Source organism: Achromobacter sp. (assembly GCF_036567245.1).
In the GTDB taxonomy this organism is placed as follows: domain Bacteria; phylum Pseudomonadota; class Gammaproteobacteria; order Burkholderiales; family Burkholderiaceae_B; genus Achromobacter.
Genome location: NZ_DATCUY010000141.1, coordinates 1 through 16588, shown reverse-complemented (window position 1 = coordinate 16588; position 16588 = coordinate 1). Strand labels below are relative to the sequence as shown.

Below are 16588 nucleotides of genomic sequence, written 5' to 3'. Positions count from 1 at the left end.
CCGCAGACGCTGGACCGCCTGCCCGCGCCCCAGGCCGAGCAGCACAGCACCGCCGTGCTGACCGCCATGATTGGCGCGGCCAAGGCCGACGGCCACATCGGCCCGGAAGAACGCACCCTGCTCGAAACCGAACTGTCCAAGTTGTCGTCGGATGCGCAGGACCGCCGCTGGCTCGAAGCCGAGTTGTCGCGTCCGCTGGATCCTTCCGTCATCGCGCAAGCCGCGCAGACGCCGGAGATGGCGGCCGAGATGTATCTGGCCAGCCTGTTGGTGGTGGACGAGGAAAGCTATATGGAGCGCGCCTATCTGGACGAACTGGCGCGCCAGCTCAAGCTGCAGCCGGGCTTGAAGGAACAGCTGGAACAGCACGCCCGGGCCGCCGTCGCCTGAGGCCGGCTGGCCTGCGCATCGTTTAGTCGGCGCGCAGGCCGATCGCCGCCGTCAAGGCGGTGTAGCGGTCGATATCGGCGTCGATCATTTCCTGGAATCCGCGCGGCGTGCTGCTGGCGGGCGTGAAACCCTGTTCGCGCAGCGCCGCCTGCACCTCCGGGCGCTGGACGATCTTCGCCACCGCCGCATTCAGCTTGGCCACCACCGCGGGCGGCGTGGCCGCCGGCGCCAGGAGGCCATGCCACTGGTCCAGCGCATAGCCGGATACTCCTTGCTCGGCCACCGTCGGCACCGATGGCAGCAGCGGCGAACGTGCCGGCGAGGTCACCGCCAAGGCCCGCAGCTTGCCGGCCGCGATCAACGGCGCGGCGCTGGAGGCCGTCACCACGCCCATGCCCACCTGGCCCGCAGTCACGTCGGTCAGCGCGGGGCCGCAACCCTTGTAGGGCACGTGCTGCAAAGGCGCACCGGTGGCGCGCGCCAGCATCTCGCCGGCCAAGTGCTGCGGCGTGCCGTTGCCGCAGGACGCGAACGGCAGTGGCCGGTCCGGCGCGGCGGCGGCCAGCGCTTGGTCCAGGCTGTGCCAGGGCGAAGCCGCCGGCACCACATACACCGAAGGCACGAAGGCCACATTGATGACTGCCGCGAAATCCCCCTTGGGCGCGAAACCCAGGTTGCCGTAGACCCCCGGATTGATCGCGAAGGAACTGTTGACCATCAGCAGCGTATAGCCGTCGGCAGGCGCCTCGGCCACGGCGCGCGCGCCGATATTGCCGCTGGCCCCGGGACGGTTTTCCACCACCACCGCCATGCCGAACTGCTCTTGCAGGCTGGCGCCAATGCGGCGCGCCAGCAGGTCGGTGCCGCCGCCCGGCGGAAACGTCACCACGATGGTGATGGGATGGGAGGGATACGCCGCGTCCTTGGGCGCTTCGCCCGAAGGCGAATTGCCGCAGGCGGCCAGCGGCAGGACCAGAAACGTGAGAGCAGAGCGAAGCAGGCGATTCATGATGCGGGCTTGCAAGCGTTGCTGCGCGACTTGGGTGCGCAGCAACATGGGCAATGCCGGCCGTAGGCCGGCGAAATGGCTCAGGCGTCCAGGCCGATGTCGAGCACCTTGGCGCTATGGGTGATCCAACCCACCGCGATCTGGTCCACGCCGGTGGCCGCCACGGCAGAAGCCGTTTCGGGCGTAATACGGCCCGAGGCCTCGGTGATGGCGCGGCCGCGCGCCATGGCGACCGCGCGGCGCAGGTCGTCCAGGCTCATGTTGTCCAGCAACACCACGTCCACGCCCAGTGACAGCGCCGTTTCCAGCTGCTCCAGCGTGTCCACTTCAAGTTCGATCTTGACCATATGGCCGATGCCGGCGCGCGCCCGCTCGACTGCCGTGGCGACTCCGCCCGCCAGCGCGATGTGGTTGTCCTTGATCAGCACCGCGTCGTCCAGGCCGTGGCGGTGATTGCTGCCCCCGCCCACGCGCACCGCGTACTTCTGCACGGCGCGCAGGCCCGGCATGGTCTTGCGGGTGCAGGTGACGCGGGCGCCGTAGCCTTCGATGGCGCGGGCGATGGACGCGGTGGCGCTGGCCACACCGCTCAGATGGCACAGGAAATTCAGTGCCACGCGCTCGGCCGTCAGCATGGCGCGCGCATTGCCGCTGATACGAGCGATTTCCGCCCCCGGCTGCAGCTCGCTGCCGTCACGCAGCGCGACCTCGAACTTGATGCCCGGGTCCATGGCGCGAAATGCCAGGCGCGCCAGGTCCAGCCCGGCCAGCACGCCCTCCTGGCGCGCAACCAGGCGGGTCTGCGCCGTGGCGTCGGCGGGCACGATGGCATCGGTGGTCAGGTCGCCGGCGCGTCCCAGGTCCTCGAGCAAGGCCGCGCGCACCAGCGGCTCCAGCATGACTTCCGGTAGAGGGGGAACGGGCAGTCGGGCGATGGTCAGAGGCGCTGCGGCTTTAATGCTCATTTTGAGTATTTAATGATTAAAAAAAGGCGCGCAGGAATTGCGCACCATTTATGCTAGAGACGAGCATAAAGCTTGTCAAGCGTCGACCATTACCCGTCCGATCTGGAATGGCTCATTTGATCGATTAAATTTTAATCACTATGATTATTTAGAGATCATGTGGCGTGTCATCGAGTCCGACATCTACCTCACCGTGATCACACTGTCGCCTGATGCAGGCAAGATCAAGTTCCGATAGGTGCAACATGACAGCAGCAACCAAAGTTCTGACCGCACACGTGCCGCTTCCGCTTGCCAACAAGGTAGATCAGATGGCCGCCCGGCTTGAACGCTCGCGCGGCTGGGTCGTGAAACAGGCGCTTTCCGCCTGGATCGCCCAGGAAGAGGAGCGCGACCGGCTGACCCAGGAAGCGTTGGCCGACGTGGACGCGGGCCGCGTCATTGACCATTCGGCCGTGCAAGCGTGGGCAGAGAGCCTGAGTACGGACGAGCCCCTGCCGGTGCCGCGTTGATGGCGCTCAAGTGGACCAGCAAGGCGCTTTCCGACTTAGCGCGCTTGTATGAATTTCTGGTTCCAGTAAGCCAGCCCGCTGCCGCTCGGGCAGTGCAGGCGCTGACCAAGGCTGCCACCATCCTGCTGACCAACCCGCGCATCGGCGAACAACTGTTTCAGTACGAACCGCGAGAGATACGGAGAATTCTGGTGGGAGAGTACGAAGTCCAGTACGAAATTCAGGACTCGATCGTCTACGTGCTGCGGCTATGGCACACCCGCGAGAATCGCTGAACCTCCGCGCCTCATCGGGTAAGCTGGACTCGCAAGCCCATGGCGCATCCGACCGTCACATCGCCCGCGACAGCGGCAATTTGCTGCCAGCAATAGCGCGTTCCAGCAGCACGTCGCGCCGGAACCGGAACAGCTTGGCCGGCCTGCCGGCCGTGCCCGTGGCCATTTCGCCAGTCTCTTCCACCAGCGCTTGCTGCTCGATGAGGCGGCGGAAATTCTGCTTGTGCAGGGCGCGCCCGGCCAACGCTTCCACGGCCAGCTGCAATTGCAGCAAGGTGAACTGCGCCGGCATCAATTCGAACACCACGGGCCGGTACTTGATCTTGGCCCGCAGCCGCGCGATGCCCGTGGCCAGGATGCGGCGATGGTCATGGCGCATGGGTTCGCCCGGCACCGCTGCGCCCTTGCCCCCGCGCCGCGCCGCTTCGGGTACCAGCCCGGCCTCGAACAGCAGTTCGTAGCGCTGCAGCACCATGTCCTCGTTCCACGGCGAGCCGTCCAACCCGAAGGTGATGGCAGCGCGCTGGCGGCGGCGCATGCGCACAGCCGCATCGGAATGGTCTTCGCACCAGGCGGCCAGGCGCGGCACGATCAGTTCTTCCACCAGCGCGGGCGTGCCCGTACGCCGGTCTTCCCAGGGGAAGTAGCGGTACCAGTCCTGCCAGCCGACTTGCGCCACGCCGGTCTCGCCGGCCTCGCGCGTCAGGCCCAGATAGCTGACCGACATGACGCGCGCGCCCGATTCATCGGAGCGGTCGCCGTCGGCGAAGGTGTAGAGCTGTTCCACATAGCCCAGCGGGTGATGGGTCTGCTGCTCCACCCAGGCGCGCAGGCCGGCCTGCAGCGAGCGGTGCGACAGTTCGAAGGGGCCTGCCGGCAGGGCGCGCGCATCGTCGGTCGTCAGCACCCGCGGCTCGCCGTTGGTGACGGCGACCAGCACGGCAACGAGTTCAGCATGGACGGAGCGTTCGACGGATTCAGTCAAGGTAGGCGTATGGAAAGTGAGAAACCGGGCGGCTGGCGGCAAGCCGCAAGGCGCTGGAAATTATAAGGGTCGGGCTCCTGCAACAGCCCCTTGCAAACGTGACAGGCATTCCTGCTCCCAGATGCTTGTCACGTCCTAAGATGGAAGCGGCAATCAGGCGCGTCGCCATCCTGGGACGCCCGCAAGCGGAGCAGACATCATGTTGAAAACCGCCCCCGATCCGCAGGCGGCCAAGGCCGCCGAAACGGAACAACCCGTCGCCGTCGACCCGCGCAAAGGCACCGAAGTGCTGCCGATGCCGGACCACAGCAAGGAGGTCGCCGGCATGCCGCGGCGCGGACGCGCCATTGCGGAACCCGGCGAACCCGGCATCATCACCCCGGAAGATGACGTGCTGGATACTTCTTACGAAAACCGCAAAAGCTGAGCCGGCGCGATGGCACGATGATACGCGAGCCCGGGCGCCGCCCCCACAGCGCTCAGGCCGCGCTTGGCAGCGCCTGGAATCCGCGCGCCAGGATCTCCACGAAGGCCTCCGTCACTGAAGACGGCGCGGTCTGCGCGGGATAGGCCATGCTGACGCGGACCGGCAGGCGCGGCGTGAATGGCCGTATCGCCAGGCGGTCCGCGAACACCGCGGCGATGTAGGGATTGACCACGCCCAGCCCGCTGCCGGCGGCGGCCAGCGCGCAGATGGTGGACGAATAGGTGGTCTCGATTTCCGACGCAGGTTGCACCTGGTGCTCCTGCATGGCGCCGCGTAGCTGCAGATAGACGTCGTCGTCCGCGTTCAGCACCAGCAGACGCCGCCCGTCCAAGTCCATGATGCCGACGGACGGCTGCACCGCGAGTGGATGATCGGGCCGCATCACGCACACCGCGGCGCTCTGGTGCAGGCCCTGCATTTCCAGTTGCGCGCCGTCCAGTGGCGCCGTGGTCACCACCACATCGTAGGTGCCGTGCAGCAGCCCTTCGCGCAGATATTGGCTGCCCACGGTCTGCATATTGATGTGGACGTCGGGATAGCGCTGCGCGAAGGTCTCGATCGCGCCCGGCAGCACGCCCAGGCCCAGCGCCGGAGTGCAGGCCAGGCGCAGCACCCCGCTACCGCTGCGCCGCATCGCCGCGACGCGATCCTCGATGCGCTCCAGTCCCACGAAATGGCGCTGGACGGTATCGAACAGGTCCTTGGCTTCGCGCGTGGGCCGCAAGCGCCCGCGCTCCATGTCGAACAGCTTCAGGCCGCTGGCCTGCTGCACCTGCGCCAGCAAGCGGCTGACCGAAGGCTGGGTGGTGCGCAGCATCTGCGCGGCGCCGGTCGTGGTGCCGGCCAGCATGACCGCGTGGAAGGCTTCGATCTGGCGGAAATTCAGGGGTCGGCTCATGATTGGGCAATGTATAGCAATTCTGCATAGCCTATGTTTAAAAAAGAATTTTTTCAAATACCTGTCGACTTCTACACTGGTTTTCCCAAGGGCGCCGCCAGATGCGCCCCCGCACTATCCAACCTCCCAGGGGAAACCACATGAACCTCCGCCGCTCCTGGCGCCACCTCCTGCAAACGCTGTGCCTGAGCGTGACGGCCGCCGCGCTGCCGCTGGCCGCGCACGCGCAAGCCAACTATCCCGACCGGCCGATACGCATCATCGTGCCCTTCACCGCGGGCGGCAGTTCCGACATCCAGGGCCGCCTGCTGGCCGAGCACCTGGGCAAACTCTACGGCCAGTCGGTGGTGGTGGAAAACCGTCCCGGCGCAGGCGGCCACATCGGCGGCAAGTTCGTCGCCGACTCCGGCCCGGACGGCTATACCCTGCTGCTCGGCTCCATCGGCCTGCACGCCACCTACGGGGTCTACAAAAATCTCAACTACCAGCCGGCCCGCGATCTGAAGCTGATCACCATCGTGGCCGAGATGCCGCACGTGGTGGTGGCCAATCCCGCGCTGGAAGCGAACACCCTGGCCGAACTCACCGCACTGGCAAAGGCCAAACCGGAAACGCTGCACTTCGGCTCGGCCGGCGTGGGTTCGTCCGTGCATATGGTCGGCGAGCTCTACAAGATGGCCGCGCAGGCGCCCATCGTGCACATCCCCTACCGCGGCAGTTCCGCCGCCACCAACGATCTGCTTGGCGGCCAGATCCAGCTGCTGTTCGAGAACGTGCCCACCACCATCGGCTACATCCAGGCCAAGAAGCTGAAGGCGCTGGCCATCACCGGCGCCACCCGCTCACCCGCCCTGCCCGACGTGCCTACCGCCGCCGAAGCCGGCCTGCCCGGCCTGACGGTCACCTCGTGGACCACGCTGGCGGCCGGCAAGGACGTGCCGGACGCGCTGATCGAGAAGATCAGCGCCGACCTGCGTCGCGTCTACGCCGACCCGGCATTCCGCGAAGGCCTGGAGCGCCTGGGCATGACGCCGGTGGGCAACAGCCCCGCCGAAGCGCGCGATTTCGTCGAACGTGAACGCGCCCGCTGGAACAAGGTCATCGAGACCGAACACATCACCGCGGGCTGATCGCCTGCCACGGGGCGGCGCCTGCGCCGCCCTTTTCTTTCCGACTTCATCCTTGCTCCGCCATCCATGAACCGCATGCTCGCCACGCCCATCGCCTCCCGCCGCCTGGGCGCCACGCCACACCATCATTTCTTCGGCTACTACAACAAGACCGTCTGGCATCGCGACGGCCGCTACCTGCTGGCCAACCGCACGCCGTTCAAGGACGCGCCGCTCACGCCCACGCTGAGCGCCGAGGTGGGCTACTTCGACCTGCAGGATGGCGACCGCTACCACGCCGTGGGCAGCACCACGGCCTGGAACTGGCAGATGGGCTGCCAGCTGCAATGGCTGGACGGCGAGACCGAGCCGCAGATGATCTACAACTGCCGCCGCGACGACGACAGCGGCTTCTATCCGGGCTTCCGCTCCGCCGTCCACAACGTCGCCACCGGCCAGACACGCTATCTGCCGCTGCCCATCTACGTGGCCGCGCCCAACAGCCGCTATGCGCTCTGCGTCGACTACCGCCGCCTCTACATCACGCACGAGACCATCGGCTATAGCGAACACGCGCCCGGCCCCGTGGCCAACGCCCCGGCCGACGACGGCATCCACAGCATGGATCTGGAAAGCGGCGAGCACCGCCTGCTGGTCAGCTACGCCGACCTGCGCAACTTCCATCCGCGCGGCTCGATGGAACGCGCCATCCACTGGGTCAGCCACATCGAGGTCAATCCCTCGTCCTCCCGCATCCTGTTCCTGCATCGCTGGACCGAGCGCGTGAAGGACGAGACCTGCTTCCTGCACCGCCTCATCACCATGAACGCGGATGGCAGCGACATGCGCCTCCTGGAATGCTCCGACCACCCGCTGCCGCAGCTGGCCGACGACTTCGACCCCAGCGCGGTCGGCACTTTCGACTACGAGAAATCCGAATACCAGATCTCGCATCCGCTGTGGCGCGACGACCAGACGATCATCGTGTGGGGCCCGCATGACGGCAACATCCACTACCACCTCTACCGCGACGCGCCGGGCGGCGCGGTCCAGGTCGTGGGCGACGGCGTGCTGACGGAGAACGGCCACATGACCTATTCGCCGGTGAATACGCGCTGGCTGCTCAGCGACACCTATCCGGACTCGACCACGCACGAACGCATCCTGTTTCTCTACGACATGCAGACCGGCCTGCGCCACGCGCTGGGCAGCTTCTACGCCGATCCCCACCTGTCCAAGGAGAACCGCTGCGACCTGCATCCGCGCTGGAGCCGCGACGGCACGCAGGTCTGCATCGACTCGGTGCATGAAGGCGAACGGCAGATGTACGTGCTGGACGTCACGCCCATCGTCGGACCGCGCGGCTAGGCCACACGCCAGGCCCGCCCGCCGCCTCGGCCAGGCGGCGGACTACACACTCCATGACAAGGACTTCACACTATCGTCACCCCTGTGTAACGACCAACCTTTAATCTCGCTTTCGTTTTTCTTACAGATAACTGAGCGATTCGTTCGCGACACCATGAGGTTGGAATGTCCTACTTGACCGATAAATTGCGCGCCCCCTATCGCGAAGCCCAGGGCGAAGTCACTGTTCCCGGGCAGATGCTCGAAGACATCGTCGCTGCGAATCCCGAGCGCCGCACTTTGCTGAAGAACAGCTTCGGCCTGTCAATGTTGTCGGTGTTCGGCGCCTCGACTCTGCTGACCGCCTGTGGCGGCGACGATGACGATGACGATACTTCCGCCCCCCCGCCCAGCGAAGGCAAGCCGGATGAGGGCGTCGTCACGCCGCCCCCCGGTCCCGACTATTCAGTCACGTTCACGCCGCTGGCCGACAAGATCGTCGCCGATACCGTCACCGTACCCACGGGCTATGTCGCCGAAGTGCTGTACTCGGCCGGCGACAAGTGCATGATCGGCTCGGCCGGCTACGCCGGCGTGCCGCAATCCTATCCCGCCACCGAGACCCAATCCGGCGGCCAGCACGACGGCATGCACTTCTATGCCCTGCCCGGCGTGGACCCCAACCAGGGCGGCCTGCTGGTGTTGAACCACGAAGCGCTGGACGACGAAACCCTGGACCAGAACGTCGAAGGCTTGCGGACCCGCCTGTCCAACGTCGGCGTGTCCGTCATCGAAATCGCGCGCGGCGCCAACGGCGCCTGGGCCGTCAAGACCGACTCGCGCTACAACAAGCGCTACACCGGCAACACGGTCTACAACGTCAGCGGCCCCGCCAAGGCCCTGGTCGGCAACACCGTCGTCGGCACCCTGAACAACTGTTCCAGCGGCGACACGCCCTGGGGCACCTATCTGACCTGCGAAGAAACGCTCAACAACTACCACTACAAGGCCGGCGACACCGGCAAGCCGGCCGACGAGGGCTATGGCTGGGTGGTGGAAATCGATCCGCAGAACCCGGACTCGACCGCCGTCAAGCGCACCGCGATGGGCCGCTTCAGCCACGAGAACACGGCTTTCATGCTGGATGAGAACAACCGTGTCGCCTTCTACATGGGCGACGACACCACGCCCGGCTGCATCTACAAGTTCATACCCTCCAAGCCCTACGACCCGGCCAACCGCGCCGCCAACATGGGCCTGCTGGACGAAGGCACGCTATACGCCGCGCGCTTCAACGACGACGGCAGCGGCAACTGGGTCGAACTGACGGTAGGCAAGAACAATCTGACCACCGGCGCCACCGACCCCGGCAACTTCACCCAGGTGAACAGCGGCACCGTGATCACGGGCACGCTCGTCGACTTCAACACGCAGGCCGACGTACTGGTCAAGACCCAGGCCGCCGCCCGCGTCGCCGGCGCCACGCTGATGGACCGCCCCGAGTGGATCACGGTGGGCGTGGACAAGACCGTGTACTGCACGCTGACCAACAACGGCAGCCGCAAGCGCACCAGCGCCGCCAACCCGCGCGTCAGCAACTCGCACGGCCACATCATCCGTTGGCACGAACGCGGCAACTCCCCGCTGGCCACCACCTTCGAGTGGGACCTGCTGCTGCTGGCCGGCCGTGACAAGGCCGACGGCGTGGCCGCCAACCTGACCGGAAACGTCAATGGCGACACGTTCTCCAGCCCCGACGGCATCCGCGTCGACCCCAAGGGCCGCCTGTGGGTCCAGACCGACGCCGGCACCGGCACCTCGACCACGGACTTCTTCGGCAATAACTCGATGTACTACATCGACCAGAAGACCGGCGAATCCAAGCGCTTCCTGGTCGGCCCGCTGGGCTGCGAAATCACCGGCATCGCCTACACGCCGGACCTGACCACGTTCTTCATCAATATCCAGCACCCGGACCAGACCTGGAACACGCTGCGCGCAGGCGGCGGCGATGCCCGTTCGGCGACGGTGGTGGTGCGGCGTACGGATGGGAAGCCGGTGGGCGCGTAAGCGTTCTGCCGCAGGACGCCGCCCGGCTGCACAGGCCGGGCGGCGCCGCGCACCTGGGCAGGGCCTCATGCCTGCCCACCATCAGAACCTGTGGCTGAAGCCCATCGTCACCAGCGCTTGCCTGTTGGATCCCGAATCGGCGCCAGCCCCGGGGATCTCCGCGATCGCGGACCGTCCGACCACGGCTCCGCCCGCCCCCAGCACGGGCGCGATTCCGTCCCCGCCCGCCTTTTGCAGAATGACCGCGCTGTATAGCTCCGTCCTTTTTGAAAGCGTGTAGCTGGCGCCGAGATTGATCTGATGGAATTTGGGCTTCAGCTTCTGATAGTCCGCGCGGCCGGCGTTGTAGATGTATGCCACGCCGAAGGAAAACGCTGGCGTGAACCGGTAGGTCGTCATCAGTTCATAGCTGTCCATGGTGAAATCGCCGCCGCTGCCCGCACCGGGAAAGCTGTTCACCACGAAGTACTGGCTGTTCCTGAGCAGCGTGCGCGCGTAGGTAAAGCCGACCGTCGCGGCGCCGAACTGATAGGACGCCCCCACGCCTAGCACCTTCATCGCATCGGCATCCTGCAAGCCCACGTACTGGCCCAGCGCGCCGACGTAGTTGCTATTGGATTCGTACACGCCCCCTGTGCCATTGGCGCGGGTCGCGGGCGGATGAATGTCCAGATAGCCCGCGGCCATCGCGAAAGGCCCGTCCGCGTACGAGCCGGCCAGCGCCCATGACCGGTTCGCCGCAAAATCGCCGGTCTTCCCGCCAAAGCTGTACATGCTGTGCAGGCGTAGGCCATTCGCGCTGGGACTCACATACTTCACCGCGTTGTTGATCCGGATCGACTGGTTGAGGTTGTTCAGGTCGCCAAAATGCGACCCATAGCCCGTGGCGAAATTGTTGCTGGACGGGAACATGCCGACCGTATCCGACAGGGAGTCGTATTGGCGTCCGAGCGTCAAGGCGCCGTAGCGTTCACTGGAAAAGCCGACATAGGCCTGGCGGCCGAACAGCAAGCCACCCTGGCCGAGCTTGCCGTTCTGCAGGTTGAAGCCGTTTTCCAGCACGAACACGGTGGCAACGCCGTCGCCCAGATCCTCCCGGCCGCGCAGGCCGAAACGGTTGCAGCCCTGCGGGCCGCAGATATCCGCGCGTATGGCGCTGCCATTGCCGCCGCCGCTGACATAGGTAAGGCCGGAGTCAAGCATGCCGTACAGCTCGACGCTGCTCTGGGCCGCAAAAGCCTGCGGGGCGACAACCAACAAGGACAGACACAAGCCGATCTTCTTCATGGATAGCTCTCAAACAGTAATGGACAGGAGCGCAACGAAGCCGCATCCGGCCGCATGGCGCGCCGGACGAGCAAGACTGGGGATCGATTGGGAGAAAGGCAGCCTCCACGCACCCGGAGGCTGCGCGGGGCGCTAGGGAGTCTGGTCGCGCATGGATGCCGAAGACGGCAGCAGCTTGGGCTGCATGCCGACCGCAATCGCGGCGGCCCGGGGAGCGGACGTCAGCAGGCTGACCACGATCACGGCCACGGCATTGATCGCCATCGCAATCAGGCCAGGCTCCCACTCAGGCGCCACGGCTTCCCAGTACTGCGATGCGAATGGCGCAAGCAGCGCTACGAAGCCCGCGACCAGCCCGGCCAGCACGCCAGCCGCGGTGGTGCGCTTCCAGAGAAAGCCGAAAAACACCGGTGGCGCCAGCATTCCTATCGCGGCGTAGGCGTTCAGCAGAATCCGCACCAGCGAGCTGCCCTGATGAATCGACAGGAAAGCCGCAAGCAAGGCAAAGCCGATCAGCGACACGCGCGAAAGGCGCAATGACATGGCCTCGGGCATTCCTTTCCAGAACGGCTGCACAATATTGCGCGTGAAGATGGTGCCCGCCGAAAGCAGCAGCAGGGAACCGGGCACCAGCGCCAGCAGGAAGCCCGTGCCCGCCACCAGCCCCACCACCCATGCGGGATAGGATGTCGCGACGAATTGCAGCAGCGCGGCGTTCAGATTGTTCCCTGGCGGCTGCGTCCCGGCAAGCAAGGCCGCAAACCCCAGCAGGATGATGAAAAAGTAGGCCAGCGAATACAGCGGCTGCCAGATGGCATTGCGCCGGATGACGGTTGCGCTGTGCGCCGAATAGCACATCTGGAAGAGATGCGGAAAGACCCAGTTGCCCAGCGCGATGTTCAATGCAGAAGTCATGAGCCAGACCGAAGTCGTCGGCGATGCCGGATCGATGCCCGGGAATTTGCCGATTCCCGGATAGGCGGCTTCGGCCATGTCGAAAATATCAAGCAGCGAGGCGGCTCCGACCGTGCTCGCCACCGTGGCGCTGAGCACGACGACGACCACGATCATCAACACATCCTTGACGCCCGCGGCAAATGCCGCCGAACGCATGCCGGCCGCGAACACGAACGCGATCATCAGCGCGGCCGCGACCATGGTTGCCGTCACGGTCGAGACCCGGCCGTCCAACGTCAGTTGCACCACCAGCCCGAGGCTGATGAGCTGGATCTGCACGTAGATGACCAGCGAGGCGATGCCGATGACGCCTGTCAGCACGCCCAGCCAGGGTGCGCCATAGCGCGCGGCGAAGTAATCGGCCTGCGTGACGAAGCCGCCGGCCCGGCCGGCGCGCCAGATCTTGGGCATCAACCAGTAGCCCAGCGCGTAGCTCAACGACACCGAGCAGAACGCCAGATAGGCGGGCGCTCCCAGCGCCCATGCGTAGCCCGAGATGCCCAGTACCGCGAAGGTGGTGTAGACCTCTCCCGCGTTCATGAACCAGAAGATCAGCGTCCCCAGGCTACGGCCGCCGACCGCCCACTCCGCGAGCGTCTTGCCTCGCTTGGCGCGGCGCCCATAGCCCAGCGCGCCGGCGAGCGTCGCGAACAAAATGACGAAAACCATGCTTAGCGTCATGGATGGCTCCCGTTGTGCGCAGGAGTCGCCGCGAGGAAAGCAGCCTCCTCGTCCTCGACGCCGGCGAGCCGGTCAAGCCGGAACACCGCTCCGATCACGATGCTGGCCAACACGATTCCGGCCATCTGCCACGCCATCGGGAACGGCAGGCCCAGCGGCCGGTATGCCACATCGTTCACCCAGGGAGCGAGCACCGCTTGCCAGATGAAGGGGAGGATCAGCAGCCATCGATGCAGCTGCCGCCCAGACCGGCAAGCCGGTTGAACCGAATTTTCCATTATGGACTCACGTAAAGTTGAACTGCACGGTTGCGGATTTATTTGTGCAACCACACTGCACACAAATTCTACGCACATCCTCATCCTCAGACGCACTGGTGTTTACCACTACTCTACAAAACTTCTTTTTGTAGGGTGACTACCGAATCTTTGCTGTAAACTAAATACGTACAGAAGGACAAGAAATGTGCAGCACAAATGCACACCAGGATTCAGCAGATACGGAATAGGCAACATGATTGGTGAACGCTTGAAAGAGCTGAGAACGGCACGCAACCTGTCGCTGCGCGATCTGGCGGGCCAGGCGGGGGTATCCGCTACCCTGCTAAGCCAGGTGGAACGCTCGATCACCGACCCCAGCCTCGAAACCATCCGCCGTCTGGCTGCGGTGTTTGGCGAATCCATCACTTCGCTCTTTGCGGAGCCCAGCGCGCCTTCGGTCTGGATAAGCCGTCCTGGCAATCGCACCAAATTGACCGCCCCGGCGGGGCAGGTTGGCTATGAACGGCTGACCGCCGGCCAGGGCGATCTGGAAGTACTGCGCGCGGTGCTCGAACCCGGACAGGTTTCTGCGGACGAACCTCGCGGCCATCCGTCGAGCGAATCCGTCTACGTCATCCGCGGCGAACTGATCGCACAGATCGCGGGCGTGGACTACCTGGTCGCCAGCGGCGAGAGCATCTCGTTCGACGCCCGGCTTGCGCACCGCTACCGCAACGACTCCGCCACGGCGACCGAAATCCTACTTTCCATCACGCCTCCCAGCCCCTGACCGGGCTCCGACTACGCAGGTTCCATACGCCGCCGCGCCCCGGCGCGGCGGCACTCGTCCCGCCATTCATGGAGCAACGCCGTGCAGAACAATCCCTTGGGAATTTCTCGTATCGATCACGTGTCCTGGACCGTCGAAAAACTCGATCCGGTGGTCGCGTTCTATGAGCGCGTTTTCGGCGCGCGTGTCCTGTATCGGCTCGGCCCGGTCCATGCCGCGCAACTGCCTGGCGCCGCGGATGGCCGAGACTGGACGGAGGCGCATCTGGGCGTCAAGGGTGCCGGACTCGAGCTCGCCATGCTCGTCCTGCCAGGCGGCGCCAGGATCGAGATTTTCGAGTACGAGAAGGCGCCCGGTGAAGCCGGCAGCCCGGCCTCCTGTGACCGGGTAGGCAGCTACCACCTCAGCATCGAGGTACAGGACCTGGAAGCCGCGGCGCAAATACTGCGCGACAACGGATGCACGGTCTTCGAACGCATTGCCTTCTCCGAAGGGCCGACGTCGGGCTCGCAGTTTCAACGCTTTCTGGATCCCTGGAAGAACATCTTCGAGCTTGCGGCCCATGCCCGGCCAGCCTGAACAGGCGACAGGCCCACTTGCACACTACTGGAGCAGCACATCGTGACACGCACCGCCATCAACCCGGACTCCCTGTACGCGAGCCTGCCTTTCGGCTTCTCGCACGCCACTGAACAGCGTGGCGCCCGCAGCTTGCACCTGGCCGGCCAGGTCGCATGGGACAAGGATCGCAACCTGATCGGCGCAGGCGACGTGGTCGCGCAAGCCCGGCAGGCGCTGGACAACCTCAAGCGGGTGCTGGCTGCCGCCGGCGCCACGCCGGCCGACGTGCTGCGCCTGCGCACCTACGTGGTCAATCACAAGCCCGAAAACCTGGGACCGATATGCGCGGAAATCAGCGCCTTCTATGGCGGTGCGGTCCCCGGCGCCAACACCTTCATCGGCGTCCAGGCGCTGGCGCTACCTGAATTCCTCATCGAAATCGAAGCCGACGCGGCACTGGACCAAGGAACATCTGCATGAACCGCAACGACATCAACTGGACAGGCTACATCCCCGCCATCACCACACCCTTCAAGCGCGATGGCGACCTGGATTGGTCCGCCCTGCCCCGGCAGCTGGAATGGTACGTGCAGGAACGCATGCATGGCGTGATTCTGGCCGGGACCTCGGGCGAATGGTTCAGCATGAACGAGGCCGAACGCGCACTGCTTTTTCAGGAATCCAGCCGTGCGATCGACGGCCGCATCACCATCCTGGGCGGCTGCAATGCCTATACCGCCGCGGAAGCCATCCAGCATGCGCGTGCCGCGCAGCGGGCGCGGCTGGACGGGATCATCCTGACCCCGCCTCCCTACATCGTCCCCAGCCGCCGGGAGCTCGTCCAGTTCTACCAGGACGTCTCCGACGCGACCGACATCCCCATCTGCATCTACAACTGGCCGCGTGGCTGCGTCGTCGACATGGACGTGGATCTCCTGGACGAACTGGCCGATATCGACCACGTGGTCGCGATCAAGAACTCCACGCCCGATTTCGGCATGTTCCTGAAGGGCGCGTATCAACTGGGCCACAAGGTCCGCTACTTCAACATGCCCACGTCGGCGCTGGGCGCCGACCTGACCGCACTGGGCGTGGCCGACGGGCTCATGGGCGCCGGCGGCGTCCTCGGCTCGGATCACCCTGACTTCTGGCGTTGCATCGCGGCCGGCGACAAGGCTGCCGCCATCAAGCTGGGCGAACGCGACCGAGTCATCATGGGTGCCTGGTTCAACAAGGATTTCGCCGGCAATTTCGGCAGCGCCCAAGCCATACTCAAAACGGCGCTGCGGTTGCGCGGCGTGCCCGCCGGACATGTCCGCCGCCCCCTGTTGGAACTGACCGAAACCGAAGTCGGCTTGGTCCGCGCCACGCTGGAAGGGCTGGGCATCACGACGGTACCGCTGGAATAATCGTGACGCCTGCCGCTCAACCGGATGCGGGCGCCACAGTCCGCACCTCCACGCTTGTCATCGGCGGCGGCCTGCTCGGCTGCGCGATCGCCTATTACCTGGCCAAAGCGGGCGTCAACGTGCTGCTGGCGGAAAAGAGCCAGATCAACAGCCAGGCATCCGGCCGCAACGCCGGCAGCCTGCATTTCCAGCTTGAATACCGCATGATCGAGCATGGCCTGGAGAGCGCGCGCAAGGCCGCCGAAGCCATCCCTTTGCACCTGCATGCCCAACACGCCTGGAGCGGTCTCGCCGCCGAACTGCAAGACGATCTCGGCGTGGTGCAGCATGGCGGCCTGATGGTGGCCGAAACCGGCGAACAGGTGGAGCGGCTGGAGCAAAAGGTTGCGCTCGAGCGGGCCGCCGGCCTGCAGATCGAACTGCTCGATCGCAACGCGTTGCGGGCCCGCGCGCCCTACCTGAGCCCGTCCATCCTGGCGGCGGCCTTCTGCCCTGGAGAGGGCAAGGCCGACCCGAGGCGCAGCGCATTGGCCTACGCCCGGGCAGCCGCTCGTCTCGGCGCGCGCATCTGCAGCGCAACCGGCGTGCGCTCGCTG

Annotated in this window: 19 protein-coding genes; 12 read left to right on the top strand and 7 right to left on the bottom strand. The window is 65.5% G+C overall.

Annotated elements, in window-relative coordinates; translation table 11 throughout:
- Positions 1 to 390 (top strand): tellurite resistance TerB family protein (locus VIR09_RS06265; RefSeq protein ID WP_332012092.1); only part of this gene is annotated, 390 nt, incomplete at its 5' end.
- Positions 391 to 412: 22 nt separating this feature from the next.
- Here the strand turns inward: VIR09_RS06265 and VIR09_RS06260 are convergent.
- Both VIR09_RS06260 and nadC read right to left on the bottom strand, forming a co-directional pair.
- Positions 413 to 1399: a tripartite tricarboxylate transporter substrate binding protein gene (locus tag VIR09_RS06260; RefSeq protein ID WP_332012093.1), complete on the bottom strand. Its 987-nt coding sequence runs from the start codon at positions 1397 to 1399 to the stop codon at positions 413 to 415.
- Between the two features lie 80 nt (positions 1400 to 1479).
- Positions 1480 to 2364: a carboxylating nicotinate-nucleotide diphosphorylase gene (nadC, locus tag VIR09_RS06255; RefSeq protein ID WP_332012091.1), complete on the bottom strand. Its 885-nt coding sequence runs from the start codon at positions 2362 to 2364 to the stop codon at positions 1480 to 1482.
- Between the two features lie 245 nt (positions 2365 to 2609).
- On the opposite strand from nadC, the gene VIR09_RS06250 reads away from it, so the two are divergent.
- Both VIR09_RS06250 and VIR09_RS06245 read left to right on the top strand, forming a co-directional pair.
- Positions 2610 to 2876, top strand: a complete 267-nt coding sequence (locus VIR09_RS06250) for a ribbon-helix-helix domain-containing protein (RefSeq protein WP_332012090.1) — start codon at positions 2610 to 2612, stop codon at positions 2874 to 2876.
- Entirely contained in the window at positions 2876 to 3151 is a 276-nt protein-coding gene (locus VIR09_RS06245; protein ID WP_332012089.1) for a type II toxin-antitoxin system RelE/ParE family toxin, read from the top strand. The genes VIR09_RS06250 and VIR09_RS06245 overlap by 1 nt, the downstream gene beginning before the upstream one ends.
- Before the next feature lie 55 nt (positions 3152 to 3206).
- On the opposite strand, the gene VIR09_RS06240 is transcribed toward VIR09_RS06245, so the two are convergent.
- Positions 3207 to 4136: an NUDIX hydrolase gene (locus tag VIR09_RS06240; RefSeq protein WP_332012088.1), complete on the bottom strand. Its 930-nt coding sequence runs from the start codon at positions 4134 to 4136 to the stop codon at positions 3207 to 3209.
- A 199-nt stretch (positions 4137 to 4335) separates the two neighbouring features.
- Here VIR09_RS06240 and VIR09_RS06235 point away from each other — a divergent pair, with 199 nt between their 5' ends.
- Positions 4336 to 4563 carry a hypothetical protein gene (locus VIR09_RS06235; protein WP_332012087.1) on the top strand — a complete coding sequence of 76 codons (228 nt, stop codon included), beginning with the start codon at positions 4336 to 4338 and terminating at the stop codon, positions 4561 to 4563.
- Between the two features lie 52 nt (positions 4564 to 4615).
- On the opposite strand, the gene VIR09_RS06230 is transcribed toward VIR09_RS06235, so the two are convergent.
- Entirely contained in the window at positions 4616 to 5521 is a 906-nt protein-coding gene (locus VIR09_RS06230; protein WP_332012086.1) for a LysR substrate-binding domain-containing protein, read from the bottom strand.
- Between the two features lie 140 nt (positions 5522 to 5661).
- On the opposite strand from VIR09_RS06230, the gene VIR09_RS06225 reads away from it, so the two are divergent.
- The 3 genes from VIR09_RS06225 (at position 5662) to VIR09_RS06215 (ending at position 10047) form a co-directional block, all read left to right on the top strand.
- A complete protein-coding gene (locus VIR09_RS06225; protein WP_332012085.1) occupies positions 5662 to 6651 on the top strand; it encodes a tripartite tricarboxylate transporter substrate binding protein in 990 nt (329 codons plus the stop codon).
- Between the two features lie 66 nt (positions 6652 to 6717).
- On the top strand, positions 6718 to 7998 hold the full coding sequence (locus VIR09_RS06220) for a hypothetical protein (protein ID WP_332012084.1): 1281 nt from the start codon (positions 6718 to 6720) through the stop codon (positions 7996 to 7998).
- A gap of 165 nt (positions 7999 to 8163) precedes the next feature.
- Positions 8164 to 10047, top strand: coding sequence for a PhoX family phosphatase (locus VIR09_RS06215; protein ID WP_332012083.1), 1884 nt, complete (start codon positions 8164 to 8166; stop codon positions 10045 to 10047).
- An 81-nt stretch (positions 10048 to 10128) separates the two neighbouring features.
- On the opposite strand, the gene VIR09_RS06210 is transcribed toward VIR09_RS06215, so the two are convergent.
- From VIR09_RS06210 to VIR09_RS06200, 3 genes are all read right to left on the bottom strand, one after another.
- Positions 10129 to 11334 (bottom strand): porin, encoded by a 1206-nt coding sequence (locus VIR09_RS06210; RefSeq protein ID WP_332012082.1) that lies wholly within the window; start codon positions 11332 to 11334, stop codon positions 10129 to 10131.
- 132 nt (positions 11335 to 11466) lie between these two features.
- A complete protein-coding gene (locus VIR09_RS06205) occupies positions 11467 to 12972 on the bottom strand; it encodes a sodium:solute symporter family protein (RefSeq protein ID WP_332012081.1) in 1506 nt (501 codons plus the stop codon).
- On the bottom strand, positions 12969 to 13250 hold the full coding sequence (locus tag VIR09_RS06200; protein ID WP_332012080.1) for a DUF3311 domain-containing protein: 282 nt from the start codon (positions 13248 to 13250) through the stop codon (positions 12969 to 12971). Before VIR09_RS06200 ends, VIR09_RS06205 begins: the two co-directional genes overlap by 4 nt.
- Positions 13251 to 13485: 235 nt before the next feature.
- Here VIR09_RS06200 and VIR09_RS06195 point away from each other — a divergent pair, with 235 nt between their 5' ends.
- From VIR09_RS06195 to VIR09_RS06175, 5 genes are all read left to right on the top strand, one after another.
- Positions 13486 to 14022, top strand: a complete 537-nt coding sequence (locus tag VIR09_RS06195; protein ID WP_332012079.1) for a helix-turn-helix domain-containing protein — start codon at positions 13486 to 13488, stop codon at positions 14020 to 14022.
- A gap of 81 nt (positions 14023 to 14103) precedes the next feature.
- Positions 14104 to 14601: a VOC family protein gene (locus tag VIR09_RS06190; protein ID WP_332012078.1), complete on the top strand. Its 498-nt coding sequence runs from the start codon at positions 14104 to 14106 to the stop codon at positions 14599 to 14601.
- 42 nt (positions 14602 to 14643) lie between these two features.
- Complete coding sequence (locus VIR09_RS06185; protein ID WP_332012077.1) at positions 14644 to 15063, top strand: RidA family protein; 420 nt, start codon at positions 14644 to 14646, stop codon at positions 15061 to 15063.
- Positions 15060 to 15992: a dihydrodipicolinate synthase family protein gene (locus VIR09_RS06180; protein WP_332012076.1), complete on the top strand. Its 933-nt coding sequence runs from the start codon at positions 15060 to 15062 to the stop codon at positions 15990 to 15992. Before VIR09_RS06185 ends, VIR09_RS06180 begins: the two co-directional genes overlap by 4 nt.
- 2 nt (positions 15993 to 15994) lie before the next feature.
- Positions 15995 to 16588: FAD-dependent oxidoreductase (locus VIR09_RS06175; RefSeq protein WP_332012075.1), on the top strand; the 594-nt coding region annotated here is incomplete at its 3' end.

Bases quoted from the DNA above. Each gene is read 5' to 3' on its own strand.
- VIR09_RS06260 (WP_332012093.1), bottom strand. From the start codon at position 1,399: ATGAATCGCCTGCTTCGCTCTGCTCTCACGTTTCTGGTCCTGCCGCTG.
- VIR09_RS06235 (WP_332012087.1), top strand. From the start codon at position 4,336: ATGTTGAAAACCGCCCCCGATCCGCAGGCGGCCAAGGCCGCCGAAACG.
- VIR09_RS06250 (WP_332012090.1), top strand. From the start codon at position 2,610: ATGACAGCAGCAACCAAAGTTCTGACCGCACACGTGCCGCTTCCGCTT.
- VIR09_RS06215 (WP_332012083.1), top strand. From the start codon at position 8,164: ATGTCCTACTTGACCGATAAATTGCGCGCCCCCTATCGCGAAGCCCAG.
- VIR09_RS06230 (WP_332012086.1), bottom strand. From the start codon at position 5,521: ATGAGCCGACCCCTGAATTTCCGCCAGATCGAAGCCTTCCACGCGGTC.
- VIR09_RS06195 (WP_332012079.1), top strand. From the start codon at position 13,486: ATGATTGGTGAACGCTTGAAAGAGCTGAGAACGGCACGCAACCTGTCG.
- VIR09_RS06180 (WP_332012076.1), top strand. From the start codon at position 15,060: ATGAACCGCAACGACATCAACTGGACAGGCTACATCCCCGCCATCACC.
- VIR09_RS06210 (WP_332012082.1), bottom strand. From the start codon at position 11,334: ATGAAGAAGATCGGCTTGTGTCTGTCCTTGTTGGTTGTCGCCCCGCAG.
- VIR09_RS06200 (WP_332012080.1), bottom strand. From the start codon at position 13,250: ATGGAAAATTCGGTTCAACCGGCTTGCCGGTCTGGGCGGCAGCTGCAT.
- VIR09_RS06225 (WP_332012085.1), top strand. From the start codon at position 5,662: ATGAACCTCCGCCGCTCCTGGCGCCACCTCCTGCAAACGCTGTGCCTG.
- VIR09_RS06245 (WP_332012089.1), top strand. From the start codon at position 2,876: ATGGCGCTCAAGTGGACCAGCAAGGCGCTTTCCGACTTAGCGCGCTTG.
- nadC (WP_332012091.1), bottom strand. From the start codon at position 2,364: ATGAGCATTAAAGCCGCAGCGCCTCTGACCATCGCCCGACTGCCCGTT.
- VIR09_RS06220 (WP_332012084.1), top strand. From the start codon at position 6,718: ATGAACCGCATGCTCGCCACGCCCATCGCCTCCCGCCGCCTGGGCGCC.
- VIR09_RS06205 (WP_332012081.1), bottom strand. From the start codon at position 12,972: ATGACGCTAAGCATGGTTTTCGTCATTTTGTTCGCGACGCTCGCCGGC.